At 71.3% G+C, this 26,024-nt stretch carries 25 protein-coding genes; 15 read left to right on the forward strand and 10 right to left on the reverse strand.

The features are described from left to right. Positions 1-15: 15 nt before the first annotated feature. The 7 genes from purB (at position 16) to ACWEVN_RS12110 (ending at position 6,401) form a co-directional block, all read left to right on the forward strand. Positions 16-1,443, forward strand: a complete 1,428-nt coding sequence (purB, locus tag ACWEVN_RS12080) for an adenylosuccinate lyase (protein ID WP_452051244.1) — start codon at positions 16-18, stop codon at positions 1,441-1,443. Between the two features lie 151 nt (positions 1,444-1,594). Then, positions 1,595-2,413, forward strand: a complete 819-nt coding sequence (locus ACWEVN_RS12085; protein ID WP_452051245.1) for an ABC transporter substrate-binding protein — start codon at positions 1,595-1,597, stop codon at positions 2,411-2,413. 1 nt (position 2,414) lies between these two features. Beyond that, on the forward strand, positions 2,415-3,179 hold the full coding sequence (locus ACWEVN_RS12090; RefSeq protein ID WP_449681818.1) for an ABC transporter substrate-binding protein: 765 nt from the start codon (positions 2,415-2,417) through the stop codon (positions 3,177-3,179). Between the two features lie 7 nt (positions 3,180-3,186). Then, positions 3,187-3,966 carry an ABC transporter substrate-binding protein gene (locus ACWEVN_RS12095; protein WP_449681819.1) on the forward strand — a complete coding sequence of 260 codons (780 nt, stop codon included), beginning with the start codon at positions 3,187-3,189 and terminating at the stop codon, positions 3,964-3,966. Between the two features lie 6 nt (positions 3,967-3,972). Next, on the forward strand, positions 3,973-4,740 hold the full coding sequence (locus tag ACWEVN_RS12100) for an amino acid ABC transporter permease (RefSeq protein WP_449681820.1): 768 nt from the start codon (positions 3,973-3,975) through the stop codon (positions 4,738-4,740). Beyond that, on the forward strand, positions 4,737-5,477 hold the full coding sequence (locus tag ACWEVN_RS12105) for an amino acid ABC transporter ATP-binding protein (protein ID WP_449681963.1): 741 nt from the start codon (positions 4,737-4,739) through the stop codon (positions 5,475-5,477). Before ACWEVN_RS12100 ends, ACWEVN_RS12105 begins: the two co-directional genes overlap by 4 nt. A 42-nt stretch (positions 5,478-5,519) precedes the next feature. Continuing rightward, positions 5,520-6,401: an MOSC domain-containing protein gene (locus ACWEVN_RS12110; RefSeq protein WP_449681821.1), complete on the forward strand. Its 882-nt coding sequence runs from the start codon at positions 5,520-5,522 to the stop codon at positions 6,399-6,401. Here ACWEVN_RS12110 and ACWEVN_RS12115 read toward each other — a convergent pair. After that, positions 6,284-7,090, reverse strand: coding sequence for an SAM hydrolase/SAM-dependent halogenase family protein (locus ACWEVN_RS12115; protein ID WP_449681822.1), 807 nt, complete (start codon positions 7,088-7,090; stop codon positions 6,284-6,286). The genes ACWEVN_RS12110 and ACWEVN_RS12115 overlap by 118 nt on opposite strands. Positions 7,091-7,137: 47 nt before the next feature. Between ACWEVN_RS12115 and ACWEVN_RS12120 the strand changes: the two genes are divergently transcribed. The 3 genes from ACWEVN_RS12120 (at position 7,138) to ACWEVN_RS12130 (ending at position 9,298) form a co-directional block, all read left to right on the forward strand. Beyond that, positions 7,138-8,142 (forward strand): phosphoribosylaminoimidazolesuccinocarboxamide synthase, encoded by a 1,005-nt coding sequence (locus ACWEVN_RS12120; RefSeq protein WP_452051246.1) that lies wholly within the window; start codon positions 7,138-7,140, stop codon positions 8,140-8,142. Further along, positions 8,063-8,527, forward strand: a complete 465-nt coding sequence (locus ACWEVN_RS12125) for an NADPH-dependent FMN reductase (RefSeq protein ID WP_452051247.1) — start codon at positions 8,063-8,065, stop codon at positions 8,525-8,527. Before ACWEVN_RS12120 ends, ACWEVN_RS12125 begins: the two co-directional genes overlap by 80 nt. Before the next feature lie 66 nt (positions 8,528-8,593). Beyond that, complete coding sequence (locus tag ACWEVN_RS12130; protein WP_452051248.1) at positions 8,594-9,298, forward strand: DUF2334 domain-containing protein; 705 nt, start codon at positions 8,594-8,596, stop codon at positions 9,296-9,298. Between the two features lie 115 nt (positions 9,299-9,413). Here ACWEVN_RS12130 and ACWEVN_RS12135 read toward each other — a convergent pair whose 3' ends face one another. Beyond that, positions 9,414-10,049 (reverse strand): MBL fold metallo-hydrolase, encoded by a 636-nt coding sequence (locus ACWEVN_RS12135; protein ID WP_452051249.1) that lies wholly within the window; start codon positions 10,047-10,049, stop codon positions 9,414-9,416. 45 nt (positions 10,050-10,094) lie between these two features. After that, positions 10,095-11,027: a DUF5937 family protein gene (locus tag ACWEVN_RS12140; protein ID WP_449681827.1), complete on the reverse strand. Its 933-nt coding sequence runs from the start codon at positions 11,025-11,027 to the stop codon at positions 10,095-10,097. A 61-nt stretch (positions 11,028-11,088) separates the two neighbouring features. On the opposite strand from ACWEVN_RS12140, the gene ACWEVN_RS12145 reads away from it, so the two are divergent. Both ACWEVN_RS12145 and ACWEVN_RS12150 read left to right on the forward strand, forming a co-directional pair. Then, positions 11,089-12,234 carry an MFS transporter gene (locus ACWEVN_RS12145; RefSeq protein ID WP_452051250.1) on the forward strand — a complete coding sequence of 382 codons (1,146 nt, stop codon included), beginning with the start codon at positions 11,089-11,091 and terminating at the stop codon, positions 12,232-12,234. 33 nt (positions 12,235-12,267) lie between these two features. Then, positions 12,268-13,764 (forward strand): aldehyde dehydrogenase family protein, encoded by a 1,497-nt coding sequence (locus ACWEVN_RS12150; RefSeq protein ID WP_449678193.1) that lies wholly within the window; start codon positions 12,268-12,270, stop codon positions 13,762-13,764. Positions 13,765-13,877: 113 nt separating this feature from the next. Here ACWEVN_RS12150 and ACWEVN_RS12155 read toward each other — a convergent pair whose 3' ends face one another. Further along, complete coding sequence (locus ACWEVN_RS12155; protein ID WP_452051251.1) at positions 13,878-15,443, reverse strand: GMC family oxidoreductase; 1,566 nt, start codon at positions 15,441-15,443, stop codon at positions 13,878-13,880. A gap of 155 nt (positions 15,444-15,598) precedes the next feature. Between ACWEVN_RS12155 and purS the strand changes: the two genes are divergently transcribed. Beyond that, complete coding sequence (gene purS, locus ACWEVN_RS12160; RefSeq protein ID WP_013230759.1) at positions 15,599-15,838, forward strand: phosphoribosylformylglycinamidine synthase subunit PurS; 240 nt, start codon at positions 15,599-15,601, stop codon at positions 15,836-15,838. After that, positions 15,835-16,512: a phosphoribosylformylglycinamidine synthase subunit PurQ gene (gene purQ / locus ACWEVN_RS12165; protein ID WP_449681830.1), complete on the forward strand. Its 678-nt coding sequence runs from the start codon at positions 15,835-15,837 to the stop codon at positions 16,510-16,512. Before purS ends, purQ begins: the two co-directional genes overlap by 4 nt. 151 nt (positions 16,513-16,663) lie before the next feature. Here the strand turns inward: purQ and ACWEVN_RS12170 are convergent, their stop codons facing one another. Together ACWEVN_RS12170 and ACWEVN_RS12175 are read right to left on the reverse strand one after the other, a co-directional pair. Beyond that, positions 16,664-18,406 (reverse strand): ABC transporter ATP-binding protein, encoded by a 1,743-nt coding sequence (locus ACWEVN_RS12170; RefSeq protein WP_452051252.1) that lies wholly within the window; start codon positions 18,404-18,406, stop codon positions 16,664-16,666. Then, positions 18,403-20,037, reverse strand: a complete 1,635-nt coding sequence (locus tag ACWEVN_RS12175; protein ID WP_452051253.1) for an ABC transporter ATP-binding protein — start codon at positions 20,035-20,037, stop codon at positions 18,403-18,405. The genes ACWEVN_RS12170 and ACWEVN_RS12175 overlap by 4 nt, the downstream gene beginning before the upstream one ends. A gap of 303 nt (positions 20,038-20,340) precedes the next feature. On the opposite strand from ACWEVN_RS12175, the gene purL reads away from it, so the two are divergent. After that, positions 20,341-22,647 (forward strand): phosphoribosylformylglycinamidine synthase subunit PurL, encoded by a 2,307-nt coding sequence (gene purL, locus ACWEVN_RS12180; RefSeq protein ID WP_396136884.1) that lies wholly within the window; start codon positions 20,341-20,343, stop codon positions 22,645-22,647. 34 nt (positions 22,648-22,681) lie between these two features. On the opposite strand, the gene ACWEVN_RS12185 is transcribed toward purL, so the two are convergent. The 4 genes from ACWEVN_RS12185 to ACWEVN_RS12200 all read right to left on the reverse strand — a co-directional run bounded on the left by ACWEVN_RS12185 (position 22,682) and on the right by ACWEVN_RS12200 (position 26,023). Then, entirely contained in the window at positions 22,682-23,290 is a 609-nt protein-coding gene (locus ACWEVN_RS12185; protein ID WP_449681834.1) for a response regulator, read from the reverse strand. Next, positions 23,287-24,357: a sensor histidine kinase gene (locus ACWEVN_RS12190; RefSeq protein WP_452051254.1), complete on the reverse strand. Its 1,071-nt coding sequence runs from the start codon at positions 24,355-24,357 to the stop codon at positions 23,287-23,289. The genes ACWEVN_RS12185 and ACWEVN_RS12190 overlap by 4 nt, the downstream gene beginning before the upstream one ends. A 26-nt stretch (positions 24,358-24,383) precedes the next feature. Beyond that, positions 24,384-24,812 (reverse strand): hypothetical protein, encoded by a 429-nt coding sequence (locus tag ACWEVN_RS12195; RefSeq protein WP_449678188.1) that lies wholly within the window; start codon positions 24,810-24,812, stop codon positions 24,384-24,386. A gap of 143 nt (positions 24,813-24,955) precedes the next feature. Next, a complete protein-coding gene (locus tag ACWEVN_RS12200) occupies positions 24,956-26,023 on the reverse strand; it encodes a pentapeptide repeat-containing protein (RefSeq protein ID WP_452051255.1) in 1,068 nt (355 codons plus the stop codon). Between the last annotated feature and the right edge of the window lies 1 nt (position 26,024).

Genomic DNA, 26,024 nt, shown 5'->3' on the forward strand with positions numbered 1-26,024 from the left:
AGGTATCGTGAGGGCGTGACGGACAAGCCCCGCATTCCGAACGTACTCGCCGCCCGCTACGCCTCCGCGGAGCTGGTCTCGCTCTGGTCCCCGGAGCAGAAGGTCGTCCTGGAGCGGCAGCTCTGGCTGGCCGTCCTCAAGGCCCAGCGGGACCTCGGCGTGGAAGTGCCGGATGGCGTCGTCGAGGCCTACGAGCGGGTGCTCGAGGACGTGCGGCTGGACTCGATCGCCGAGCGCGAGCGCGTCACCCGCCACGACGTCAAGGCGCGGATCGAGGAGTTCAGCGACCTCGCCGGCCAGGAGCACATCCACAAGGGCATGACCTCGCGCGACCTCACCGAGAACGTCGAGCAGCTCCAGCTGCTCCGCTCCCTGGAGCTGGTGCGCACCCGCGTCGCCGCCGTGCTGGCGCGGCTGGCCGCCCTCGCCGTCGAGCACGCCGACACCGTCATGGCCGGGCGTTCCCACAACGTCGCCGCGCAGGCCACCACCCTCGGCAAGCGGTTCGCCACCGCGGCCGACGAGCTGCTGGTCGCCTTCGAGCGCCTCGAGAACCTCATCGAGCGGTACCCGCTGCGCGGCATCAAGGGCCCGGTCGGCACCGCGCAGGACATGCTCGACCTGCTCGGCGATGAGTCCACTTTGGACCAGCTCGAGGACCGCGTGATGCAGCACCTCGGCTTCAACCGGCGGTTCGTCAGCGTCGGCCAGGTGTACCCGCGTTCGCTCGACTTCGACGTGCTGTCCACTGTGGTCCAGCTCGCCGCGGCGCCGTCCAGCCTGGCCAAGACGATCCGGCTGATGGCCGGCCATGAGCTGGTCACCGAGGGCTTCAAGCCCGGCCAGGTGGGCTCGTCCGCCATGCCGCACAAGATGAACACCCGCTCGTGCGAGCGCGTGAACGGCCTCGCCGTCGTGCTGCGCGGCTACCTCTCGATGATCGGCGAGCTGGCCGGCGACCAGTGGAACGAGGGCGACGTCTCCGACTCGGTCGTCCGCCGGGTCGCGCTGCCGGACGCCTTCTTCGCGCTCGACGGCCTGCTGGAGACGTTCCTCACCGTGCTCGCCGAGTTCGGCGCCTTCCCGGCGGTCATCAAGCGTGAGCTCGATCGCTATCTGCCGTTCCTCACCACGACGAAGGTGCTCATGGCGTCGGTCCGCGCCGGCATCGGGCGTGAGACGGCCCACGAAGCGATCAAGGAGCACGCGGTCGCCGTCGCGCTCGAGATGCGCGAAGGCCGCGCGGAGAACGACCTCCTCGACCGGTTCGCCGCCGACGAGCGCATCCCGCTCGACCGCGGTGAGCTGGACAAACTCCTCGCCGACCGGATCTCGTTCACCGGCACGGCCGGCCGTCAGGTCACGCAGGTGGCCGAGCGCGTCGCCGAGGTCCTCGAGCGGTTCCCCGAGGCCGCGGGGTACGTCCCGCAGCCGATCCTGTGAGCTGACGCACGAGTCCACGGACTGGAACGAATCCACACGAACGGGCGAAATCCCTAATCTCGATCGCACGAAACCGGAGCGTCAGGGCGTTTACCCAGTGACCTGACGTGCTTTCCTCGCGCCCTGGGCGCGCCTACCTCTGGAAGAAGCGATGAGATCCACGCTGTCGAAAATCGCCGCGGCCGCCACCGCGGGCGCGCTGACGCTGACCTTGGCCGCCTGCGGTGGTTCCGATGCGGGGGCCACCACGCTGCGCGTCGGGACGCTGAGCGACGCCCCGCCGTCGATCTACCTGGAGAACGGCCGGTTCACCGGCTACGACAACGAGCTGCTGCGCGACATCGCCAAGCGGGAGGGCTTCGAGGTCGAGTTCGTCGGCACCGAGTTCTCCAGCCTGCTCGCCGGGGTCGCGGGCGGCAAGTTCGACATCGGCAGCTCGACGATCTCCAGCACCGAGGCGCGCAAGAAGACGGTCGCCTTCTCCAACGGCTACAACACCGGCTTCACCACGATCGTCACCGCCAAGGGCGCGAACCTGAAGGAGGTCGGCGCGCTGGGCGGCAAGCGGCTCGGCGTGGTCCAGGGCTCGGTGCAGGACGAGTTCGCGGGCAAGGTCGCCGGCGCCCAGGTCGTCCGCTTCCCGGACTACAACGCGGGCTTCGCGCAGCTGAAGAACGGCACGCTCGACGGCTGGGTCGTCCCGCAGGACATCGGGCAGAAGTACCTGGACCAGAACCCGAATGTCCCGCTGGAACTCGGGTACACGGTCGAAGACAAGGACACGCCGTCGGCGTTCGCGGTGGCCAAGAAGAACTCCGACCTGCTGAACAAGCTGAACGACGGCCTGGCGAAGGCCGTTGCGGACGGCACGGTGGCCCGGATCTACGGGCAGTTCTACAAGAACACCCCGCTGTCGAAGGAACTCCAGCAGGGCGGTCCCGGCCTGCCCGTGAAGAACCTGGGGGCGTGACATGAAGAAGCTGATCGTCACCGTGCTGGCCGCCGTCCTCACGCTGACCGCCTGCGGCGGCTCCGACAGCGCTTCCTCGACGCTGCGCGTGGGCACGCTGAGCGACGCGCCGCCGAACATCTACCTGAAGGACGGCAACTACACCGGCTTCGACAACGAGCTGCTCAAGGCCATCGCGGCCAAGCAGAACCTGAAGCTGGAGTTCGCCGCGACCGACTTCTCCGCGCTGCTCGGGCAGGTCGCCTCGGGGCGGTACGACATCGCCAGCTCGGCGATCGCGCAGACCGACGAGCGCAAGAAGACGGTCGACTTCTCCGCGGCGTACGACTTCGAGACGATGAGCATCCAGGCCAAGCAGGGCACGCCGGTCACCGACGAGAAGGGCCTGGCCGGCAAGCGCGTCGCCGTGATCCAAGCGACCGTCGGCGACCACTGGCTGACCAGCACCGTGCCGAGCGCCCAGGCCGTGCGCTTCCCGGACTACGCCGCCGCGCTGACCGCGTTGAAGAGCGGCGCGGTCGACGCGTACATCCTGGACCAGTCCATTGCCGAGAAGAACGTCACCGACAACCCGGACGCCAAGCTGGTCGTCGTGAAGAGCTTCGTCACGGACGTGCCGCACGGCTTCGCGGTGAAGAAGGGCAACGCCGAACTGCTGCGCAAGATCGACGACGGGCTCAAGCAGGTGATCTCCGACGGCACCTGGCTTAAGCTGCACCAGCAGTTCCTGCCGACCGCTCCGGTGCCGGCCGGGTTCCAGGGTTAGGAGAAGCATGAGGAAGACACTGGTCACAGCGCTGACCGCGACCCTGCTGGCCGCCCTCACGGCCTGCGGCGGCTCGGACAGCGGCGGCGAGAAGACCCTGCGCGTCGGCACGCTGAGCGACTCGAAGCCGAACGCCTACCAGGAGAACGGCAACTACACCGGCTTCGACAACGAGCTGCTGAAGGCCATCGCGGCCAAGGAAGGCCTGAAACTGGAGTTCGCGGCGACCGAGTTCTCGGCGCTGCTCGGCCAGGTCGCGAACGGCACCTTCGACATCGGCAGCTCGGCGATCTCGCAGACCGACGCCCGCAAGAAGACCGTCGACTTCTCGGCGCCGTACAACTACCAGGCGCTCGGCATCGAAGCCAAGGAAACCGCGGGCATCACCGACGAGAACTCGTTGGCGGGCAAGCGGGTCGGCGTCGTCCAGGGCACGGTGTCGGACACCTGGCTCGGCACGAACGCGCCGACCGCGCAGGCCGTCCGGTTCCCGAACGACGCCGCGGCCCTCAACGCCCTCAAGACCGGCGCGATCGACGGCGCGGTGTTCGACCAGGCGACCGCCGAGGACTACGCGAAGAACAACCCGGACGCGAAGCTCAAGGTGACCAAGGCGATCACCACGACCATCCCGCACGGGTTCGCTTTCAAGAAGGGCAACACCGAGCTGATCGACAAGATCAACGACGGTCTGAAGAAGGTCATCGCGGACGGCACCTGGGTCAAGGTGCACGACCAGTTCGAGCCCACCGCTCCGGTGCCCGCCGAGTTCAAGGCGGGGCAGTAGTCCACAATGGACGATTTTGTCAACACGTTCCTGAACTGGGACTACATTTCCCAGGTCTTGCCCGACCTGTTGAAGACCGGGCTGCTGAACACGCTGATCCTGTCGGTGTCCTCGGCGCTGATCGGCACCGTGCTCGGCATGGTCCTGGCGGTGATGGGCCTGTCCACCAAGTGGTGGCTGCGCTGGCCCGCGCGGGTGTACACCGACATCTTCCGCGGGCTGCCGGCCATCCTGACGATCCTGCTGATCGGCCAGGGCCTCGGCACGCTCGCGCGGGACGTCGTCGGCACGAACCCGTACCCGATGGGCATCCTGGCGCTGTCGCTGATCGCCGCCGCCTACATCGGCGAGATCTTCCGGTCCGGCATCCAGAGCGTGGACAAGGGCCAGATGGAGGCCAGCCGGGCGCTCGGGATGAGCTACACCAAGTCGATGCTGCTGGTGATCATCCCGCAGGGCGTCCGGCGGGTGCTGCCGGCGCTGGTGAACCAGTTCATCGCGCTGGTCAAGGACTCCAGCCTGGTCTACGTGCTCGGCCTGTTGTCCGGCCAGCGCGAGCTGTTCCGGATCGGCCAGGACCTGGCGGCGAACACCGGCAACCTGTCCCCGCTGGTCGCCGCCGGTGTGTTCTTCCTGGTGATCACCGTGCCGCTGACGCACCTGGTCAACTACATCGACAAGAAGCTCCGGACCGGCCGCAAGGTGCGCGCCGACGAGCCGGACGACGGCGAACCGGTCGAGATCGGTCCCGGGGGGAGGGTGAGCACGTGGTGACGACGGCGGTCCGTTCGTCCAGTGTGGAGCTGAAGGACATCCACGTCAGCTTCGGCACGCTCGAAGTCCTGCGCGGGGTCGACCTCCGCGTGGAGAGCGGCAAGACGACGTGCGTCATCGGCCCGTCCGGCTCCGGCAAGTCGACGCTCCTGCGCTGCGTGAACCGCCTGCAGGAGCCCGATTCCGGCGATTTGCTGCTCGACGGCGAGTCGGTGATCAAGGCCGATCCGGACGCGTTGCGCCAGCGCGTCGGCATGGTGTTCCAGCACTTCAACCTCTTCGGCCACCGGAGCGTGCTGGACAACATCGTGCTCCCGCTGCGCAGCGTGAAGAAGCTGAGCAAGGAGGAGGCGGCGGCGATCGCCCGCGCCCGCCTGGCGGACGTCGGCCTGGCGGACAAGGCACCGTACCGCCCGAGCGCGCTGTCCGGTGGCCAGCAGCAGCGGGTGGCGATCGCCCGGGCGCTGGCGATGGACCCCGAGGTGATGCTCTTCGACGAGGCGACCAGCGCGCTGGACCCGGAGCTGGTCAAAGGTGTGCTGAACCTGATGGCGGGCCTGGCCTCGCGCGGCCTGACGCTGATCGTGGTGACGCACGAGATGGGCTTCGCCCGCAGCGTCGCGGACGAGGTGGCCTTCATGGACGCGGGCCGCATCGTCGAGCAGGGGCCGCCGGCGGAGATGTTCGACGAGCCCCGAAGCCCGCGCCTGCAGCGGTTCCTCTCCCAGGTCCTCTGAAAGGAGACGCTTCGGCGGCGGCCGCCCGGGTAGCCTGCGAAGATGGCGAGAATCGCTCGGCTGACGTACTACCCGGTCAAGTCCTGCGCGGGCATCGACGTGCCGTCCGCCGAGGTGACCAGCACCGGGCTCGCGGGCGACCGGGTCTTCCAGGTCATCTCGCCGGACGGCGACGTCCTCACCCAGCGGCCGCACCCGGTCATGGCGGTCGTCCGGCCGCGGGTGCTCGGCGACAGGCTCGCGCTGTCGGCACCCGGCCGCGAGGACGTCGTCGTGGACATCCGGCGCGACGGCCCGCGGCGCCCGGTGTCGATGCTCAGCTGGCACGGCGAGGGCGTCCGGCAGGATCCCCGGGCCGACGAGTGGTTCTCGGACCTGCTCGGCCGCCCGGCCGCGCTGATCGGCGTCACGCCGGACCACCACCGCGTCAGCGGCGGGGTGTTCCCCGGCCTCGCCGCCTTCGGTGACGCGCACGCCCTGCTGCTCGCTTCCGAGTCCTCTTTGGACAACCTCAACGAGCGGATCGCCGCCGGACAGGGCGAACCGGTGCCGATGGACCGCTTCCGGCCCAACATCGTGCTCGCCGGCTGGGTCGAACCCCACCGCGAAGACGAGGCTCGCGAACTGACCGTCGGCACCGCGCGGATCGGGTACGCCGAGAGGTGCGTCCGGTGCGCGGTCCCGATGGTCGACCAGGAAACCGGCGCGAAGGCCGGTCCCGAGCCGATTCGCACCCTCGCGAGCTACCGGCGTGACCCGCAGGGCGGTGTCGTCTTCGGCGCGAAAGCCGCCGTGCTGCGGCCGGGTCAGGTCGCGGTCGGCGACGAGGTGATCGTGCACTCCTGGGCCGGCCCGAGCCCGAGCACCGCCGCCGCCGAGCCGCCGTTGACGGCGACCGCGAGCCGGCCCGCCGAGTCCGTGTAGAGCACCGACGCGCCGGCGGGGACGTCGGCGAACGTCCGCCCGAGCACGGTGGTCACCGCCACGCGCTCGCTGTGCACGGAAACCGCGCCGGACAGGCCCGAAAGCTCCAGGTCCGCCGGGGTCGCGGCGAGCTGGACGTTGCCGAAGTGGTCGACCGTCAGCACCTCCGACACGAGCTTCCCCGGGAACGCCGCCACGAACGGCTCCGCCATCGCGACCAGGCCGTCCACCGGGTCGCCGAAGTCGGCCGGCGACACGCCCAGCGCGAGGTGTGCGGCTGCGGGCGCGAAGACGTCCCGGCCGTGGAAGGTCGCCGACGTCGCGGGCAGCCGCAGCGACGGCTCGGCGAGCTCGTACGCCACCCGGACGCCGCCCAGGGCCTGCGCGGCCGGCAGCAGCAGGCCGTTGTCCGGCCCGACCAGCAGCCCGTCCTCCGCGACGACGACCACGCCGAGCCGGTCGGTGCCGACACCCGGGTCGACCACTGCGACGTGCACCGACTCCGGCAGGTAGGGGACGGTCTGGGCCAGCGCCATCGCGCCGTGCCGGATGTCTTGGGGTGGCACTTCGTGGGTCACGTCGATCACCCGCACGGCGGGCGCCAGCCGCGCGATCACGCCGTGGCAGGCCGCCACGAAGCCGTCGCGCAGGCCGTAGTCGGTGGTCACCGAGATCCAGTCGTACGCCATGCCAGCATCATCCATGGTGGCAGAGGGTGCCCGTTAGGGTTCGGTGCGTGACACCCCTCCCCACACGCCGGAGGCTCGCCTCCGGCAAGGTCCGCGACCTGTACGAAGCGGGCGACGACCACCTGCTGATCGTCGCCTCCGACCGCATTTCCGCCTTCGAGCAAGTCTTCCCCACCTCGGTCCCCGGCAAGGGCCGCGTGCTCACCGCGATGAGCGTGTTCTGGTTCCGCGAGCTCGCCGACGTCCTCCCGAACCACCTCGTGACCTGCGACGGGCCGCTCATCCCCGAGTCCGTCCGCGGCCGCGCGCTGCTGGTCGAGCGGCTCGAGATGCTGCCCGTGGAGGCGGTCGTCCGCGGCTACCTCACCGGCCGCGGGTACGCCGACTACCGCCGGTCCGGGGAGGTGTGCGGGCTGGCGCTGCCGCCGGGCCTGGCCGAGTCGGCGCGGCTGCCCGAGCCGATCTTCACGCCGTCCACCAAGGCGCGGCGCGGGGAGAAGGACGAGAACATCGACTTCGACACGTGCGTGTCGGTGCTCGGCCGCGCGCTCGCCGAGGAGGTCCGGGAGGCCTCGCTCGAGCTGTACCGCCGGGGCGCCGCGCGTGCGGCGGAACAGGGCCTGCTGCTGGCCGACACGAAGTTCGAATTCGGCATCGGGCGTGACGGCGGTCTGGTGCTCGCGGACGAGCTGCTGACGCCGGATTCCGCGCGCTACTGGCTCGCCGACGGTCACCAGCCCGGCGTCCCGCAGCCGTCGTTCGACAAGCAGCACGTGCGCGACTGGCTGGTCGACCCGGCGTCCGGCTGGGACTGCGTGTCCCCGCTGCCGCCGTTGCCCCCCGAAGTGGTGACGGCCACGCGCGACCGGTACCTCGAGGCGTACCGGCGCATCACCGGGCTTTCGCTGGCAGACTGGCCTCGTGATCCTGCTGATCTGCGGCAGCCTGCGAGCCGGCTCGGGCAATGCGGCGGTGCTGGGGACCGTCGCGACCCTCACCGCGACCAAGACGTACACCGGCCTCGCCGATCTGCCGCACTTCAACCCCGATGACGACCGCGATCCCCTGCACCCCGAGGTCGCCTCGCTGCGCGCCGCGCTCAAGGAAGCCGACGCGGTCCTGATCTGCACGCCGGAGTACGCGGGCGGGCTACCGGGCTCGTTCAAGAACCTCCTCGACTGGACGGTCGGCGGCGGCGAGATGTACGGCAAGCCGGTGGCGTGGATCAACGCGTCCTCGATCGCGGCACCCACCGGCGGCCGGGACGCGCACGACTCGCTGCGCAAAGTCCTGACGTACGCGGGCGTGAAGATCGTCGAAGACGCGTGTGCGCGGATCCCGGTCTCGCGGGCGGACGTCGCCGACGGCCAGGTCGCCGACCCCGATCTGCGCGGCCGGATCGCGGTGGCCGTGAAGCGCCTGCGCGAGGGTGTCTGACCCTTCCGGCAACGGTCGCCCGCCCGTTCTGCGCAGTTCACGGGAGTTTCAGACGCGTGCGCGCCAATGGTGGTCGTGGACGCTCGCTTGCTGGTTTCGCTGTCGGGAATCACCCCGCGCACGCTGCACCGGTGCGCCGATCTCGCGGCCGAGCTCGACCGCCGCAAGGTGCCGCTCTCGCTGCTGTACGCCGCCCGCACCGGCGACGGCCCGGTGACGGAGTGGGTGCGCACCCGCGCCTGCGGCGGTGATTCCGTGCTGCTGCACGGTTACGACCACACCGTCACACCCACGCACCGCACGGTGTACCTGGGCAAGCGGGCGGAGTTCGCGACGCTGCCGGCGCACGAAGCCCGCCTGCGGCTGATCGCCGCGAAGGCCGCGCTGGACAACGCGGGGCTGGCGGTGGACGGCTTTGCGCCGCCGCGCTGGATCGCGTCCCAGGGCACGCTGCAGGCCCTGGCCGAGCACGGTTTCCGGCTGTGCGCCGACCTCGGCGCGGTGCGCGACCTCGTCACCGGCGAGGTGCGCCGCGCGCGAGTGAGTGAATTCACGAGCCAGTCGCACCGCACCGAGACGGTGCGCTGCTTCGCACTGGTGCTGGCGGCGGCCCGTTCGGCCCGCCGGGGCGGGCTGGTCCGGCTGGGGGCCGAAGCCTCGGAGCTGACCCGCCCCGGCCTCCGCCAGGCCCTGCTCGACGCGGTCGACGTCGCCCTCGAGAACCGCGCCTTCGGCGCAACCTACGGTTCGCTGCGCGCGGTCGCGGCCTGACCGAGCCAGAGGCCGATACCGGCCGCGCCAAGCGCAAAGGTGCCTGACACCCACCGGCGCCCGGCCTGCGAACCGGACGGGCGGCCGGCGGAACTCGGCGTCGAGGCGTGGGTGGCTAGAACTTCGCCGGCTCGGCCCGTTCCAGCACCTTGACCTCGGTGCCTTCGGGCGCGAGGTTGCCGAACAGGCCGTAGTGCATGGCCGGGTTGGCGAGCACGGCTTCGTGGATCGGCACGGCCACCCGCGGCGCGACGGCTCGCAGGTAGTCGACGGCTTCCCCGGCCTTCAGCCACGGAGCGCCGGTGGGCAGCCCCAGGACGTCGATCTTCTGCTCCGGCACGAAGAACGAGTCGCCGGGGTGGAAGAACGCGCCGTCGTCGAAGACGTAGCCGATGTTCGGGATGACGGGGATGTCGGAGTGGATGACGGCGTGCTCCCCGCCGACGGCCTTGATCGAGGTGTCCCCGACGGCGAAAGCGTCCCCGACGTTGGCGACGTCGAACTCCAGGCCGAGCTTCTCGACTTCGGGAGCGGACCCCGGGTCGACGATCAGCTTCGCGCCCGGGTTGGCTTCGAGGACCTTCGGCAGCCGGTCGACGTCGAGGTGGTCGAAGTGCTGGTGGGTGACCAGCACGGCGGACAGCTCCCGCTCACCCTCGAAGCCGGTGGAGAAGACGCCGGGATCGAGCAGGATCCGCTCGGAACCGGTCTCCAGCAACAGACAGGCGTGTCCGAAATGGACGATACGCATCGTTGGTTCTCCTTCACGGGTGGTCGTTTTCCAGCCTAGTCCCGTTCAGAGCTTCCCGGTGAGCAACGCGTCACCCAGCTCGGTCCGCCGGTACAGCACCCGGTGCCCGCGCCGCTCCGAGGCCAGCAACCCCGCTCCGCGCAACGCCGTCAAGTGCGCCGACACCGTCGCGGGCGCCAGGCCGTGGCGCCGGGCCAGTTCGGTCGTCGCCGCCGGGCGGTCGAGCGTCGTCAGCAACACCGCGCGGGTCCGGCCGAGCACCTCCGCCAGCGGTTCCGGCGGGGTGACGGACGAACTCCACAGCGAAGCCACGCCCCGAGCCGGGTACAGCAGCGAAATCTGCCACGGCGGCACCGTCACCACCCCGACGTTCGGCCACGCGAACACCGCCGGGATCAGCAACAGCCCGCGCGAGTCGATCGACAGCCGTTCCCGGGCGCGGACGTCGACCAATACCGACGTGCCGGACATGCGGACGCGCGGGTGCAGCTCCGCCAGCATCGCCGCGACGCCGCCGGAGCCCAGCCGGCGCGTCCGGTGCGCGATGTCCGCCGCGAGCAGCTCGCGCAGACGTGGCCACTGCGGTGCCAGCACCGCCTGCCAGACCGTCTCCAGTTGGCCGGCGAGCAGGTCGCGCGCGGCCGCCGGGCCGGCCGGCAGCCCGGACAGGTCCGCGTCGACCATGCCCAGCTCCAGCGCCACCTGCTCCGGTGGCGTCGCGCGGACCACCTCGAGCTGGGCTTCGGCGGTCGTCTCGGGGCCGTCGGGCGGCGGGCTCAGGAACTCGGTGATGTAGTGCCGCGCGCTCAGCACCGCGGTCAATTCGGGCACGTCGGGGAGGTCGGACAGCCACGGCAGGGGCGCGGGGTGCCGCCGGATGCCGAGCAGCGTCTGGACCGCGCCCAGCACCTCCTCCAACGGCGAGATCGCGAAGCGGACGCGCTGGCTTCCGGCCGCGGTCAGGGCCAGTTCGATCACGGCTGATTCGCTCTCACCCGAATCAGTATGCCGCGCGAGCGCGCCACGAGAGCGTGACGCCATGTCGTTGTTCACCCATCGCGCGTACTGGCGCTGGTCGGCGGGCGTCCAGTTCGCCCGGCTCCCGGCGTTCATGGCGCCGCTCGCGTTCACCGTGCTGACCACCGCCACGACCGGGTCGTACCGGCTGGGCGGCGTCCTGATGGCGGTCTACGTCGCCGCGGAAATGGTCTGCGCGGTCCCGGTCGGGCGGCTGCTCGACCGCGTCGGCCCGGGGCGCGGGCTGCCGATGTTGCTGCTCCTGACCGCGGCGGGGTTCGTCGTCCTGACCGTGGCCGCCGCGAACGGCGCTCCGGGTACCGTGTTGCTGGTCTTCGTCGTGCTGCCCGGCATCACGGGCGGAGCGTTGTCGGGCGGGTTCCGGACACTGCTCGCGGAGACGGTCGACGACGGGCTGCTTCCCCGGGCGATCTCCGTCGACGGGATGATCCTCGAAGGTGTGCTCGTCGGCGGCCCGGCGCTGGTCACGCTGCTCGACCTGGCCGGCCCGCTCGTGCCGTTGGCCGCGATGGCCGCCTCTTGCGTGGCCGCGGCCCTGCTCGTCCCGCGTCGCGCTGCCTCCCACGATCGGGTGGAATCCGTGGAGGACCTTCCGTCCGCGCCGCCGGTCGCCTACCTGCCGTGGCTTTCCTGCGCCTTCACCGTCGGGCTGCTGACGTCGACGATCGAGGTCGCGCCCCTGCCGCTGGTCCAACGCGTCGGCGCACCCGACGCGGCTGCGCCGCTGGTGATCGCTGTGCTGACGGGGGCGAGCCTCGTCGGCGGCGCGGTCTACGCGTGGCGGGGCAAGACCGGCGACCCGCGGCTGTTCCTCGGCGGGTTCGTCGTCGGCGGGATCGTGCTCGCCGCGGATCTCGGCTGGGCGGGCTTGCTCGCGTCGCTGGCGGTGATCGGCGCCTGCGGTGGGCCGCTGGTCGCCACGACCTCGGTCAACCTCCAGCGCCTGTTGCCGAGAAACCGCAGGTCCGCCGGGTTCTCCTTGAGCTTCACCGTGCAGTCGTGCGGCTTCGGGCTTGGTTCGCTGGCCGTCGGAGTGCTGCCGCTGTGGCTGCCGCCGTTGTTCGGTGTCTTTGCCGCGGCGATCGCCGGTGGAATGCTGATGGGGAAGCCCGCACGAGCTATTGGCACGGTGTCAGTAACGTCGTAACCTGGGCTGACCCTCGACCCACGGGAGACGCCGATGACTGCCGTCCAGCCGAAGCCGACGACGGTCGGCGAGACCTTCGACTCGCTCAGCCCGGCGACCGACGAGGTGGTCGGAACCTACCCGATCCACACCGCGGAGGACGTCAAGGCGGCCGTCGAGCGGGCGCGCGTCGCGGCGGAGTGGTGGGCGGGCCTCGGTTTCGCCGGGCGCGCCGAGCGGCTGAAGGCCTGGAAGGGCGTGCTGACGCGCCGGCTGCCGCAGCTGTGCCAGGTGGTCCGCGACGAGACCGGCAAGCCGATCGCCGACGCGCAGTTGGAGAGCGTCCTGGCCATCGAGCACATCGCGTGGGCGGGCAAGCACGCGAAGAAGGTGCTCGGGAAGCAGAAGCGGTCCGCGGGGCTGCTGATGTCCAACCAGGCGGCGACGGTCGAGTACCAGCCGCTGGGTGTGGTCGGCGTGATCGGCCCGTGGAACTACCCGGTGTTCACCCCGCTCGGCTCGGTCGCGTACGCGCTGGCGGCGGGCAACGCGGTGGTGTTCAAGCCGAGCGAGTACACGCCGGGCGTCGGCAAGTGGCTGGTCGACGCGTTCGCCGAGATCGTCCCGGAGCAGCCGGTCCTGCAGCTGATCACGGGCTTCGGCGAGACGGGCGCGGCCCTGGTCGGCGCCGGCGTCGACAAGATCGCGTTCACCGGCTCGACGGCCACGGGCAAGCGCATCATGGCGGCGGCGGCCGAGACCCTGACCCCGGTGGTCATCGAGGCGGGCGGCAAGGACCCGGTCCTGGTCGACGCGGACGCGGACCTGGACGCGGCGGCGGACGCCACGGTGTGGGGCGCGTTCTCGAACTCGGGCCAGACGTGCATCGGCGTGGAGCGGGTCTACGTCCACGAGAAGGTCCACGACGAGTTCGTGGCCAAGGTGGTCGAGAAGTCGAAGGACGTGCGGGCGGGCTCGGACGAGGCGGCCCAGTACGGCCCGGTGACGATGCCTTCCCAGCTGGGCGTGATCAAGAGGCACATCCAGGACGCCCTGGCCCGCGGAGGCAAGGCGGTGCTCGGGGGAGAAGAAGCGGTGGGCGACCGCTACGCCCAGCCGACGGTCCTGGTGGACGTCCCGGAGGACTCCGAGGCGGTGACGGAGGAAACGTTCGGCCCGACGGTGACGATCGCCAAGGTCCGCGACATGGACGAAGCGGTCGAGCGCGCGAACAGCACGAAGTACGGCTTGGGTTCGACGGTGTTCTCGAAGTCCCGGGGTGTGGAGCTGGCGGAGAAGCTGCGCACGGGCATGACGGCGATCAACGCGCCGCTGTCCTTCGCGGGCATCGCGTCGTTGCCGTTCGGCGGCGTGGGCGATTCGGGCTTCGGCCGCATCCACGGCCCGGAGGGGCTGCGCGAGTTCGCCCGCACGAAGGCGATCGCCCGCCAGCGGTTCACGGCCCCGCTGACGCTGACGTCGTTCACCCGCAAGGAATCAACGGACGCACTGGTGGCCAAACTGGTGACCATCCTCCACGGCAAGCGCTGACCGATCCGGGGTTGTGGACCGACCGGGTCAACAACCCGAAGCAGCACCGAAACTGTCGGCGCCCCCCGGTAAACTGGTTACCGGGGGGCCGAGGGCCGCACACGCTGAATCGCTCACCCCCGGATCAGGTCCGCGGCCTTCTCCGCCACCATGATCGTCGGTGCATTCGTGTTCCCCCGCGGCACCACCGGCATCACGGACGCGTCCACCACCCGCAGCCCCTCCACCCCCTGAACCCGCAACTCCGGGTCGACCACCGACCCGATCGAGCAAGTCCCGACCGGGTGATAAAGCGTCTGCGTGTTCTCCCGGATGTGCTCGGCCAGCTCGGAATCGCTCAAGTCGTGCCGCACCGGCAGGAACGGCTTGTCCAGGAACCGCCGCAGCGGCCCCACCTGGCTGATCTCGATCAACGACCGCAGCCCCGCGATCATCGTCTCCATATCGCGCGGATCAGCGTAATAGGCCGGATCGATTTCCGGCTTCCACAACGGGTTCGCCGACTTCAACCGCAGCCGTCCCCGGCTCGCGACGTCCACCAAGGTCGCCGCCGAGGTGAATCCCGACACCGTCGGCTCGCGCATCCCGTTGTCGTAGAACAACGTTGGCGCCACGTGGATCTGCATGTCCGGTGCCGGCAAGCCGTCCGTGGTCGGGTAGAACGCGCCCGCTTCACCGATGTTCGACGTCAACGGGCCGCGCCGCGTCAACTGGTACCGGGCCAGGCCGAAAACCGTGGCGGCCTCGACCAGATCGGTGGTGTCGCGAGTGGACCAGATGATTCCGCACGCCGGGTGGTCGTGCAGGTTCTCGCCGACGCCCGGCAGCGCGGCGACGACGTCGATGCCGTGCTCGCGCAGGTGCTCGGCCGGACCCACCCCCGACACCATGAGTAGCTGCGGCGAATTGATCGCACCACCCGAAAGAATGACCTCAGCCGAAGCGCGCGCGGTCTGCTCCACGCCGTTGTCCAAATAGGACACACCGACCGCGCGAGTGCCCTCGAAGACGACACGGGTGGCCGGCGCGCACGTCTTCACCGTCAGGTTCGGCCGCGAAAGCGCCGGGCGCAGGTAGGCGTCCGCCGTGGACCAGCGGCGGCCCTTCTTGCACGTCACCTGGTAGACGCCGGCGCCCTCCTGGCTCTCGCCGTTGAAGTCGTCGGTGCGCTTGAGGCCCCACGCGACGGCCGAGTCGATCCACGCGTTCGACAGCTCGTGGGTGAACCGGCGGTCTTCGACGTGCAGCGGGCCGTCCGTTCCGTGCAGCGGGCCGCCGAGCCGCTGGTTGCCCTCGGCGCGCTTGAAGTACGGCAGGACGTCGTCCCAGCCCCACCCCGAAGCGCCGTGGGAATCGCGCCAGCCATCGTAGTCGGCGCGGTTGCCGCGGATGTAGATCATCGCGTTGATCGACGAGCAGCCGCCGAGCATCTTGCCGCGCGGCCAGTACGCCGACTTGCCCGTGTGCTTCTGCTCGACGGTCTCGTAGTTCCAGTCCCACTTGGTCTTGAACAGCGACGGGAACGCGGCCGGGATGTGGATTTCGTCCGCCGTGTCCTCCGCGCCCGCTTCGAGCAGCAGGACCTGGGCGGACGGGTCCTCGGTCAGGCGGTTGGCGAGGACGCACCCCGCGCTGCCGGCACCGACGATGACGTAGTCGTAGGACTCCTGGACGGCCACGGTGCCTCCTGTTGGCGAGATGTCAACGACTCATCATGGCGCAGCGCCGCGCCGTCGGCCAGTCTAGGTTTCCCGACGGGCCCCGCAGGGTGGGCGAGCGGGTGAACTATGCTGACGAGGTACCCACGACCTGCAGAAATAAGGAGCAGCCTGCCGTGGCCCGAGTCGTCGTCGACGTCATGCCGAAGCCCGAAATCCTCGACCCGCAGGGACAGGCCGCGCTCGGCGCCGCCGGCCGCCTGGGGTTCACCGGGATCACCGAGATCCGCCAGGGCAAGCACTTCGAGATCGAGGTCGACGACACGGTCGACGACGCGACGCTGGAGAAGATCGCCGAAGGCTTCCTCGCGAACCCGGTCATCGAGCAGTGGACGATCACGCGGGTGGACGCGTGAGCGCGCGCATCGGCGTCATCACCTTCCCGGGCACGCTGGACGACGGCGACGCGGCCCGCGCGGTCCGCTACGCCGGCGGCGAGGCGGTGCCGCTGTGGCACGCCGACGAGGACCTGCGTGACGTCGACGCCGTCGTCGTCCCGGGCGGCTTCTCCTACGGCGACTACCTGCGCGCGGGCGTGATCGCCCGGTTCGCGCCGGTCATGACGCCGGTGATCGAGGCGGCGCGCGCGGGCATGCCGGTGCTCGGCATCTGCAACGGGTTCCAGATCCTCTGCGAGGCCGGCCTGCTGCCCGGCGCGATGATCCGCAACCAGGGCCTGCACTTCATCTGCCGCGACCAGTGGCTGCGGGTGGAGAACACGTCCACGGCGTGGACCACGCGCTACGACGAAGGCGCCGAGATCCTCATCCCGATGAAGAACATCGACGGGTGCTACGTGGCCGAGCAGTCCACTTTGGACGAGCTGGAGGGCGAGGGCCGCGTGGTGTTCCGGTACGTCGGCGGCAACCCGAACGGGTCGCGCAACGACATCGCCGGGATCCGCAGCGCGAACGGCCGGGTCGTCGGGCTGATGCCGCACCCGGAGCACGCGATCGACGCGCTGACCGGGCCGTCGGATGATGGGCTCGGGATGTTCTTCAGTGCGGTGGATGCGTTGGTGAAGGCCTGAGGTCAGGTTCGGCCTGAGTGGTTCCCCGCTCCCCGGTGCTGACTGCGGCCGGGACGAGGGGCGGGGAGGTGTAGGGCGGGTCTGTGCGGCTTGGCGAGCGCCCCCCAGGTGGAAGATTTCCTACCTGGGGAGCGTCTCTCCGTTGCTCGGGCTAACTCGCCGCCGCCACCAGGCGGGCGTACGAGCCGCCCGCTGAGAGCAGTTCCTCGTGGGGGCCCAGCTCTGTGATCCGGCCGCCCTCGACCACTGCTACGCGGTCGGCCGCCGCGGCCGTGTGCAGGCGGTGGGCGATTGCGATCACCGTCCGGCCCGCCAGCACGCTGTTCAGCGACCTCTCCAGGTCGCGGGCCGAGCCCGTGTCCAGCAGCGATGTCGCCTCGTCGAGCACCAGCGTGTGCGGGTCCGCCAGCACCACGCGGGCCAGCGCCAGCTGCTGTGCGATCGCCGCCGGCACCGGATGCTCGCCCGGGCCCAGCTTCGTGGCCAGCCCGGACGGCAGCGTCGCGACCCAGTCAGACGCTCCCGCCGACGCCAGCGCCGCCGTCAGCTCCTCGTCCGTCCAGTCGCCACCCGCGCGGCGGGCCGGCAGGGCCAGGTTCTGCCGCAGCGTCCCGGAGAACACGTGGTGCTCCTGGGTCAGCAGCAGCACCTCGCCGCGCAGCACGTCGTCGGCCAGCGCCGAGACGTCCTGGCCGCCGATGCGCACCGAGCCCGCCGACGGCGCCGCGATGCCGGCCAGCAGCCGGCCGAGCGTCGACTTGCCCGCGCCCGACGGCCCGACGATCGCCAGCCGCTCGCCGCGCGGGACCCGCAGGTCGATGCCGTGCAGCACCTCGCGGTCGGCGGTGTAGCTGAACCGCACGTCGCGGACGTCGATGTCGCGCCCGCGCGGCACCTCGTCCACGCCCGCGGACTCGACGGCCACCGACCGGACGCCGAGGATCCGGCGCGCCGCGGCCGCCGCGACCTGCAGGTCCTCCAGCCAGAACAGGGCCTCGTTCAGCGGCGCCGCCATGCCCTGCACGTACAGCAGCATCGTGGTGATCTCGCCGAGCCCGGCCCAGCCCTGCGCGTACGCGAGCAGGCCGAGCAGCAGCATCACCGCCAGCGGCAGCACGTAACTGATCTCCAGCGACGGCAGCCACCGCAGCTGCAGCGCCCGCATCCGGCGCTCGCCGTAGATGCTCTGGTCCAGCGCGTCGTGCGCGGCGCCGATCCGCCGCTCGGTCAGCCCGAGCGCTTCGGTCGTGCGCGCGCCTTCGGCGGTCTCGTGGACGCTGGTGGTCAGGTCGGCCCACCGGTCGAGCATCCACTGCATGACCGACGGGATCCGCCGCTGGTACCAGACGTTCACCGGCACCAGCAGCGGCAGCGCGACCAGCAGGCCCAGCGACAGCAACGGCGACGTCACGACCATCGCGACGATGGTGAACACCACGGTCACCGCCGCGACCAGGATCTCCGGCGCCGCGAACCGCGCCGCGTGGTCGATCCGGCCGAGGTCGGTGGTGGCCCGGCTGAGCAGGTCGCCGGTGCCGGCCGCCTCGACGGTGCCGAGCGGCAGCTGCAACGCCGTCCCGACGAACTCCTCGCGCGTCTCGGCCAGCACCAGCTCGCCGAACACCGCGCCGCGCATGCGGGCGATCTTCCGCGCCACCGCCTGCAGCAGCAGGATGCCGACGAACGCCACCGCCAGCACGTCGACGTGCCCGGTCGTGGTGCCGGCCGCGACGTCGTCGACCAGCGAGCCGAGCAGCTGCGGTCCGGCCAGGCCGATGAGCGTGGCCACGGCGAGCGAGCCCAGCAGCAGGCCGAACTCGCGTTTGTGGAGCATCGCCGTGTGCACGGCCCAGCGGCGGACGTCGCGCCGGGCCGCCGTGGGAAGCCGCTTCACACCGTCACCCCCTTCGCGGTGAAGACTTCGTCTGCCACATGTGTCCACAATGGACTTTGACTGAACACCACCGTCGTCCGGCCGCGCCGCAGCTCGGCGACGCGCTCGGTGATGCGGGCCTCCGTGTGCGCGTCCACCGCCGACGTCGGCTCGTCGAGCACCAGGACGTCGGCGTCGGTGGCCAGCGCGCGGGCCAGGTTCAGCCGCTGCCGCTGGCCGCCGGACACCTCGCGGCCGCGCTCGCCGATCACCTCGTCGACGCCGTCGGGCAGCGCCTCGACGATGTCCTCGGCATCGGCCGCGTACAGCGCTTCGGTGACGCTGACGCCGCCCGATCGCGCCGGCGCCAGCTGCTCGCGCAGCACGCCCGAGAACCAGATGTCCTGGTTGTGCGCGTAGACGATCCGGCGGCGCAGCTCCGCGAGCGCGACGTGGTCCGCCCGGACCCCGCCGACCAGCACCTCTTCGCCCTCGGCCGGATCGGCGAACCGGGCCAGCCTGTCGGCCACCGCTTCGCCGCCGGCCCCGAAGTCGACGACCGTCAGGCGGCCGGGCGCGACCCGGACCCCGGACTCGGTGTCCACCAGCTCCAGCGGGCCGCCGGGCAGCGGCACCGGCGTTTCCGGGTCCGCCAGCTTCGGGCGGATCGCCAGCAGCGCCACCACCTTCCGCGACGCGACCAGGCCCGAGGTGATCGAGCCGACGGCCTCCGTCGCGGCGTTGACCGGCCAGATCAGGAAGGCCGAGACGCCGTAGAACGCGACCAGCTGCCCGACGTCGATCGAGCCGGCCACGGCCAGCCGCGCGCCGAGCCAGGTGATCACCACGGTGACCAGGCCGGGCAGCGCGATCTCGGCTGCGGCCAGCCACGCCTCGGCCTTGCCGACCTCGACGCCGGCCCGCCGCACCCGCTGGCTCGTCTCGCGGAAGCGGGCGAAGAACCGCCGCTCGCCGCCGATGCCGCGCAGGATCCGCAGGCCGGACACGATGTCCGCGCCGAGCGCGTTGACGTCCCCGCGCTGCTCGCGCTGCTTCGCCTTGCGCTTCTGCAACGGGGCGAGCAGCGGCCCGATGCCGAGCACGGCAACGGGCACCCCGACCAGCGCGACCACGCCGAGCAGCGGCGACGTCGAGATCAGCCACACCGCGACCACGACGAAGGCCAGCAGCGAGCCGAACGCGCGGCCGGTCATCTCGACGGTGTTGCCGATGTGGTTGATGTCCGTGGTGGAGACGGCGACGAGGTTGCCGGTGGTGGTCTGCTCGCGCAGCCCGGCGCCGACGCGCGTGGTGTGCGCCGAGACGAGCCGCTGGGTCGAGCCGGCGCCGTGCAGCCACAGGCCGTAGTTGAGGAAGTGCATCCAGGTCCCGAAGATCGTCTGCACGACCCCGAGCGCGGCGGCGGCCAGCGCCCACCGCGCAACGGCGGCGCCGTCGTGCGCACCGATGGCCCCGATGCCCTGGCCGACGACCAGCGGCAGCAGCGCACCGGGAAGCGCCCAGACAACCCCGATCGCGGCGGCCCCCACCACCGTCCCGAGCCGAGCCCGGAAGACGGCGAGCAGGAACCGGCTCGCGGTCGGCCGCACGGGCAGCCGCAGCGGCGGAAGGGGATACGTGGCGGAAAGCACGATTTCCGACGGTAAGCCGCCCCCAGGGGAAAGGCGACCGATTTTCGCGCGCTCCGGCTGCCACTGCCGGGTGCCCGTTCGGGCAGCCGAGCACCCGCGCCGCTCGGGGGACCCCCGGTTTCAACGTTACTCGCGGCCACCGACAATTCCGGGCCGCGCACCCCGGCCGCAGCCGAGTTGTCCACAACACACGCCACCCCACCCGGAGCCGCCGATGTCGCCCCGGTCACACCCGCCGGAGGGTGGCCGGGTTCGGCGGCCCACCGTCCGGGGTGGCCGGGAGCGACCCGTATCCTGACGGCCGTGGCGAACCCTGACACGGACACCGTGACCAGCACCGTTGACACCACCGAGCGCGCCGGGGCGACTCCGGAGCACACCCAGCCCTACCGCGAACTGGGCCTCGCCGATGACGAGTACGCCCGGATCCGGGAGATCCTCGGCCGCCGGCCCACCGATGCGGAGCTGGCGATGTACTCGGTCATGTGGAGCGAGCACTGCTCCTACAAGTCCTCCAAGAAGCACCTCCGCTACTTCGGGGAGACCGCCACCGACGAGATGAAGGCCAAGATGCTGGCCGGCATCGGCGAAAACGCCGGCGTCGTCGACATCGGCGAAGGCTGGGCCGTCACCTTCAAGGTGGAGAGCCACAACCACCCGTCCTATGTGGAGCCGTACCAGGGCGCCGCGACCGGCGTCGGCGGCATCGTGCGGGACATCATGGCCATGGGCGCGCGGCCCCTCGCGGTCGCCGACGCGCTGCGCTTCGGCCCGGCCGACGCCCCGGACACCAAGCGCGTGCTGCCCGGCGTGGTCGCCGGCGTCGGCGGCTACGGCAACTGCCTCGGCCTGCCGAACATCGGCGGCGAACTGGTCTTCGACCCGTCCTACTCGGGCAACCCGCTGGTGAACGCCCTCTGCGTCGGCGCGATGCGCGTCGAGGACCTGCACCTCGCCTTCGCGTCCGGCACCGGCAACAAGATCATCCTGTTCGGCGCGCGCACCGGCCTCGACGGCATCGGCGGCGTTTCCGTCCTGGCGAGTGACACCTTTTCGGGTGACGAGTCGGCGTCGGGCCGCAAGAAGCTGCCGAGCGTCCAGGTCGGTGACCCGTTCACCGAGAAGGTGCTCATCGAGTGCTGCCTCGAGCTGTTCGCCCAGAAGCTCGTCGTCGGCATCCAGGACCTCGGCGGCGCCGGGCTGTCCTGCGCGACGTCGGAGCTCGCCGCGGCCGGCGACGGCGGCATGCACATCTACCTCGACCGCGTTCCGTTGCGCGCCAAGGGGATGACGCCCGCCGAGGTGCTCTCCAGCGAGTCGCAGGAGCGCATGTGCGCGGTCGTCTCGCCGGAGAACGTCGAGGCGTTCATGGCGGTCTGCCGCAAGTGGGACGTTATCGCCACCGACATCGGCGAGGTCACCGACGGCGAGCACCTGGTCATCACCTGGCACGACGAGGTCGTCGTCGACGTCCCCGCGCACACGGTGGCGCACCAGGGCCCGGTGTACGACCGGCCGATCGAGCGACCGTCCACTCAGGACGCCCTGATCGCGGACACCTCCGCCAAGCTGCCGCGTCCGTCCACTCCGGACGAACTGCGTGCGGACGTCCTCAAGCTCATCTCCGCGCCGAACCAGGCGTCGAAGGAATGGGTGACGTCGCAGTACGACCGGTACGTGCGCGGCAACAGCGTCCTGGCCCAGCCGTCGGACTCCGGCATGATCCGGATCGACGAGTCGACCGGCCGCGGTGTCTCGGTGGCGACCGACTGCAACAGCAAGTTCGTCTACCTCGACCCGTACCGCGGCGCGCAGCTGGCGCTGGCGGAGGCGTACCGCAACGTCGCCACCGGCGGCGCGACGCCGGTCGCGGTGTCGGACTGCCTGAACTTCGGTGCCCCCACCGACCCGGGCGTGATGTGGCAGTTCGAGCAGGCCGTGCACGGTCTCGCGGACGGCTGCGTCGAGCTCGGCATCCCGGTCACCGGCGGCAACGTCAGCTTCTTCAACCAGACCGGGTCGACGGCGATCCTGCCGACGCCGGTGATCGGCGTCCTCGGCGTGATCGACGACGTCACCCGCCGCATCCCGACCGGCATCGGCGCGGAGGCGGGCGAAACCCTGCTGCTGCTGGGCGAAACGCACGACGAGCTGGACGGCTCGGCGTGGGCCCGCGAGCTGCACGGCCACCTCGGCGGTGTCCCGCCGAAGGTCGACCTGGCCCGCGAGAAGCTGCTGGGCGAGATCCTGGTCGCGGGCTCCCGCGACGGCATGATCTCGGCGGCGCACGACCTCTCGGACGGCGGTCTGATCCAGACCCTGGTCGAGACCGTCCTCATCGGACAGTGCGGCGCCCGGGTGTTCCTCGACGACGGCCAGGACCCGTTCGTGCAGCTGTTCTCCGAGTCGGCGGGCCGCGTCCTGGTGGCGGTCCCGCGCACGGAGGAGCTCCGCTTCACCGAGATGTGCACCGCGCGCGGCCTCCCGTGGCGCAAGACCGGCGTGGTCGACCCCGAGTCGGGCACGCTGGAGCTGCAGGGCATCACGGAGTTCACGCTCGACGAGCTGCGTGAGGCCTGGGAGCGCACGCTCCCGGCCCTGTTCGACTGACGCCGGGCCCCGGCCCGGTCACGCCGGGCCGGGGCTACAGCCAGCCGCGCTCGTCGGCCACCCGCAGCGCCTCCATCCGGTTGCGGGTACCGGTTTTCGTCGTGGCCCCGGACAGGTAGTTCCGCACGGTGCCCTCGGCGAGGTAGAGCCGGGCCGCGATCTCGGCCACGGTCGCGCCGGAGCGGGCTGCGATCAATACGTCGCGTTCGCGGGCGGTGAGCGGCGATTCGCCCGCCGCCAGCGTGGCCGCGGCCAGCGCCGGGTCCACCACCCGCTCGCCCGCCACCACCCGCCGGACGGCGTCGGCGAGCGTGTCGGCCGGGACGTCCTTCACGACGAACCCGACGGCGCCCGCCTCCATGGCCCGGCGCAGGTAGCCGGTGCGGCCGAAGGTGGTCAGGATGACCACGCGGCACCCGGGCACCTGCGCGGTGAGCACGGCGGCCGCCGCGAGACCGTCCAGCCCGGGCATGTCGATGTCCAGCAGCGCCACGTCCGGGCGGTGCTCCAGCGCCGCGGCCGTCACCTCGTCGCCGCGGCCGACCGAGGCCACCACCTCGAAGTCCGGTTCCAGGTCGAGCAGCGCGCGCAGGGCCTGCCGGATCAGCTCCTGGTCGTCGGCGAGCAGCAACCGGATCGTCATGCCTCCACCCGCAGGGACCAGCCGTGCGGCTGCGCCGGCCCGGCGGTCAGCACGCCACCGGCCGCGGCGACCCGGGCGCGCAGGCCGTCCAGCCCGGAGCCGGAGCCGGCCGGGCCGCCGGTCCCGTCGTCGCGCACCTCCACCGAGGACGCGGTCAGCTCGACCGTGCACCGGCCCGCCCGTGCGTGTCGCACCACGTTCGTCAACCCTTCCCGGACGACCCAGCCGAACAGTTCCTGCCGCTCCTGCGGCACGTCGTCGTGCGCGGTGGGCAGGTCGGCGACCACCCCCGCCGCCCGCAGCAGCTCCCGGCCCCGGGCGAGTTCACCCGCGAGTGTGACGTCCCGGTACCCGGACACCGCCGCTCGCACGTCGGCCAGCGCCTGCCGGGACAGCTGCTCCACCGATTCCATCTCGGCCAGGGCCGCGGGCGGGGCGCCGACGGCCAGCCGCCGGGCCAGGGTGCTCTTCACGGTGATGGCGGTGAGCGAGTGGCCGAGCAGGTCGTGCAGGTCGCGGGCGATCCGGTTGCGCTCGGCCTCGGACGCCAGCCGGGCCACCTCGGCCCGGGCCTCGCGCAGCTGCTGGTTCGCCGTGGCGGTGCGGCTGAAGGCGTGGACCAGCAGCGTGGTGAACACGACGGCCACCGCGTAGTACCAGCTCGGCCCGGTGTTCCAGCCGGGCACGACCAGCGGCACCACCACGCACGCCGCGGCCCCCAGGACCACCAGCGCCGACGCCTTCCGGACGTCGACGCGCGTCGCGGCCGACGGCACGATCACCGCGACGAGGATCAGCGTGTATTCGTGGGCCAGCGGCGCGACCAGCACGGCCAGCACCGTCATCGCCGCCAGCAGCCACCAGTAGACCCGCCACGCCGAGCGCATCGCGGCGACCACGATGGCCAGGTAGCAGGCGGAGATGCCGGCCAGCAGCAGGTAGCCGGCGACCAGGCCGGCGCCGCGCGTGTACTGGGTGAGGCCCGCGGCCGCCAGGAAGGGGTAGCAGAGCATGCCCAGGGAGAGCAGCAGCCGGCGCCGCTCGTCCAGGCCCCGCAGGTCGTCCACGCCGGTGACGGTACCGCCGCCGGTGTTCACTCGGCGGCGAACGTGGCGCGCACGGCCCGGGCGACAGTGAGCAGGGCGACGATGATCAGCAGCGCGAGGCACACCCCGTTGGCGATCTTGAACCAGACGGGGAAGGAGCCGGGGATGGCCTCGATCACCAGGATGGCCACCACCTGGGCCACGGTGATGATCCGCACCCGGCGGTAGTTGCCGCGGGAGCCTTTGGCCATGGAAACGCCGAGCGCGAAGGTGATCGGCGCGGCGACGGCGAGGATCGAGCCACGCACCCAAACGGCGTCGGTGACGACGTCGGGGTCGCCGCTGAACACCACGATCGCCAGGAAGGTCAGGAGGCTCACGGCCGCGTAGCCGCCGAGCAGCACCTTGGCGATGTGCAGCTTCTCGCGGGCGTCGGAGTCGGTCACGGTCACGGTCGGGCTGGTCTGCTTCGTCATGCTCGAAATGCTGGCCGATCGGCGTTTCCGCTGGTAGCGACGTTGTCCACAGGCTCGTCGTGACATCTGTCAGAAGCCGGACATCCGGCCCGCGGGCCCGAAAACTGTCGGCCCCCTCCGCTAGCGTGGAAACCGGGGGCTGCTCAGCCCACCTTGGCGACGATCCGCGCATCCCCGTCGCGCAGTTCCTCCTGCGTCCACGCGTCGGGCAGCTGCACGTCCTTCTCGGCTCGCACCAGCGTGTTGTACAGCGAAACCGCATCAGGCAGCGAAGCGAACCGCAGGTCGGTCTGTCCGTCGAACGAAGTCCGCCGCAGGTCCAGCGAGTCCGAGACGACGACCCCGGAGAACCCCGCGTCCTTCGCGAACTTCGCGTCCTTGAAGTTCGCCGGGCCGGCGAAGGTCGTGCCGGTGAAGTCCACGTCCTCGGCGAACTCCGTCCCGCTGAACCACGCGTGGCGTTCGAAAACCGCGCCACGGCAACGGAAGTAGCCCACCTGGCGACCGGTCACGGTGCCCGCGGCGGTGAGGTAGACCCGCCCCTTGAAGCGGCAGCCGCTGAAGTTCGTGCTGTTGTGCAGCGACGCGTACCGCAGCAGCAGCCCACCGATCAGCTTGCCCGACAGGTCCAGGTACTCCAGCCGGGCACCGGTCAGGTCGAGGTCGTACGCCGGGGCGTCGTCGTCGCGTGCCGGGAGCAGGTCGGAGACCAGCCGCTGGGCCGTGAGCCGGACCGTCAGCTCGCGCTCTTCCTCCGGATCGGCTGGGTCGGAACGGGTGTAGGTGAACGGCCGCCGCAGGTACGAGCACAGCACGTCCAGCACCGTCTGCGTGTAGCCCGGCCGGCTCCGCGCCAGCCCCGCCAGCGCGTGCAGCGCCCCCACCCGCACCTGGTCGGCCGCGTGCCCGAGCAGCTCGACCGCCTTCGCGAACCGCTCGTCCGCGACGCGTTCGCGGTCCTGCTCCGCCCGCTGCGCCTCGAGTTCGTGCCGCTGCCGCTCGATGTCCTGCCGCCGCTCCTCGACCCGGCGGCGGCGGTCGTTGAGCCACAGCGCGTACAGCGCCACGATCGCGCCGCCCGCCAGGCCGCCGGTCTTCAGCGCGTCACTGCGGCTGGTGGCGGGGTCGGTCAGCAGCCAGCCGCCGACCCCGAGCAGCAGCACCACCGACGCGAGGAACGTCCACGCCAGCGGCGATCGCCACAGCTTCACG

Source organism: Amycolatopsis sp. NPDC003861, assembly GCF_053605405.1.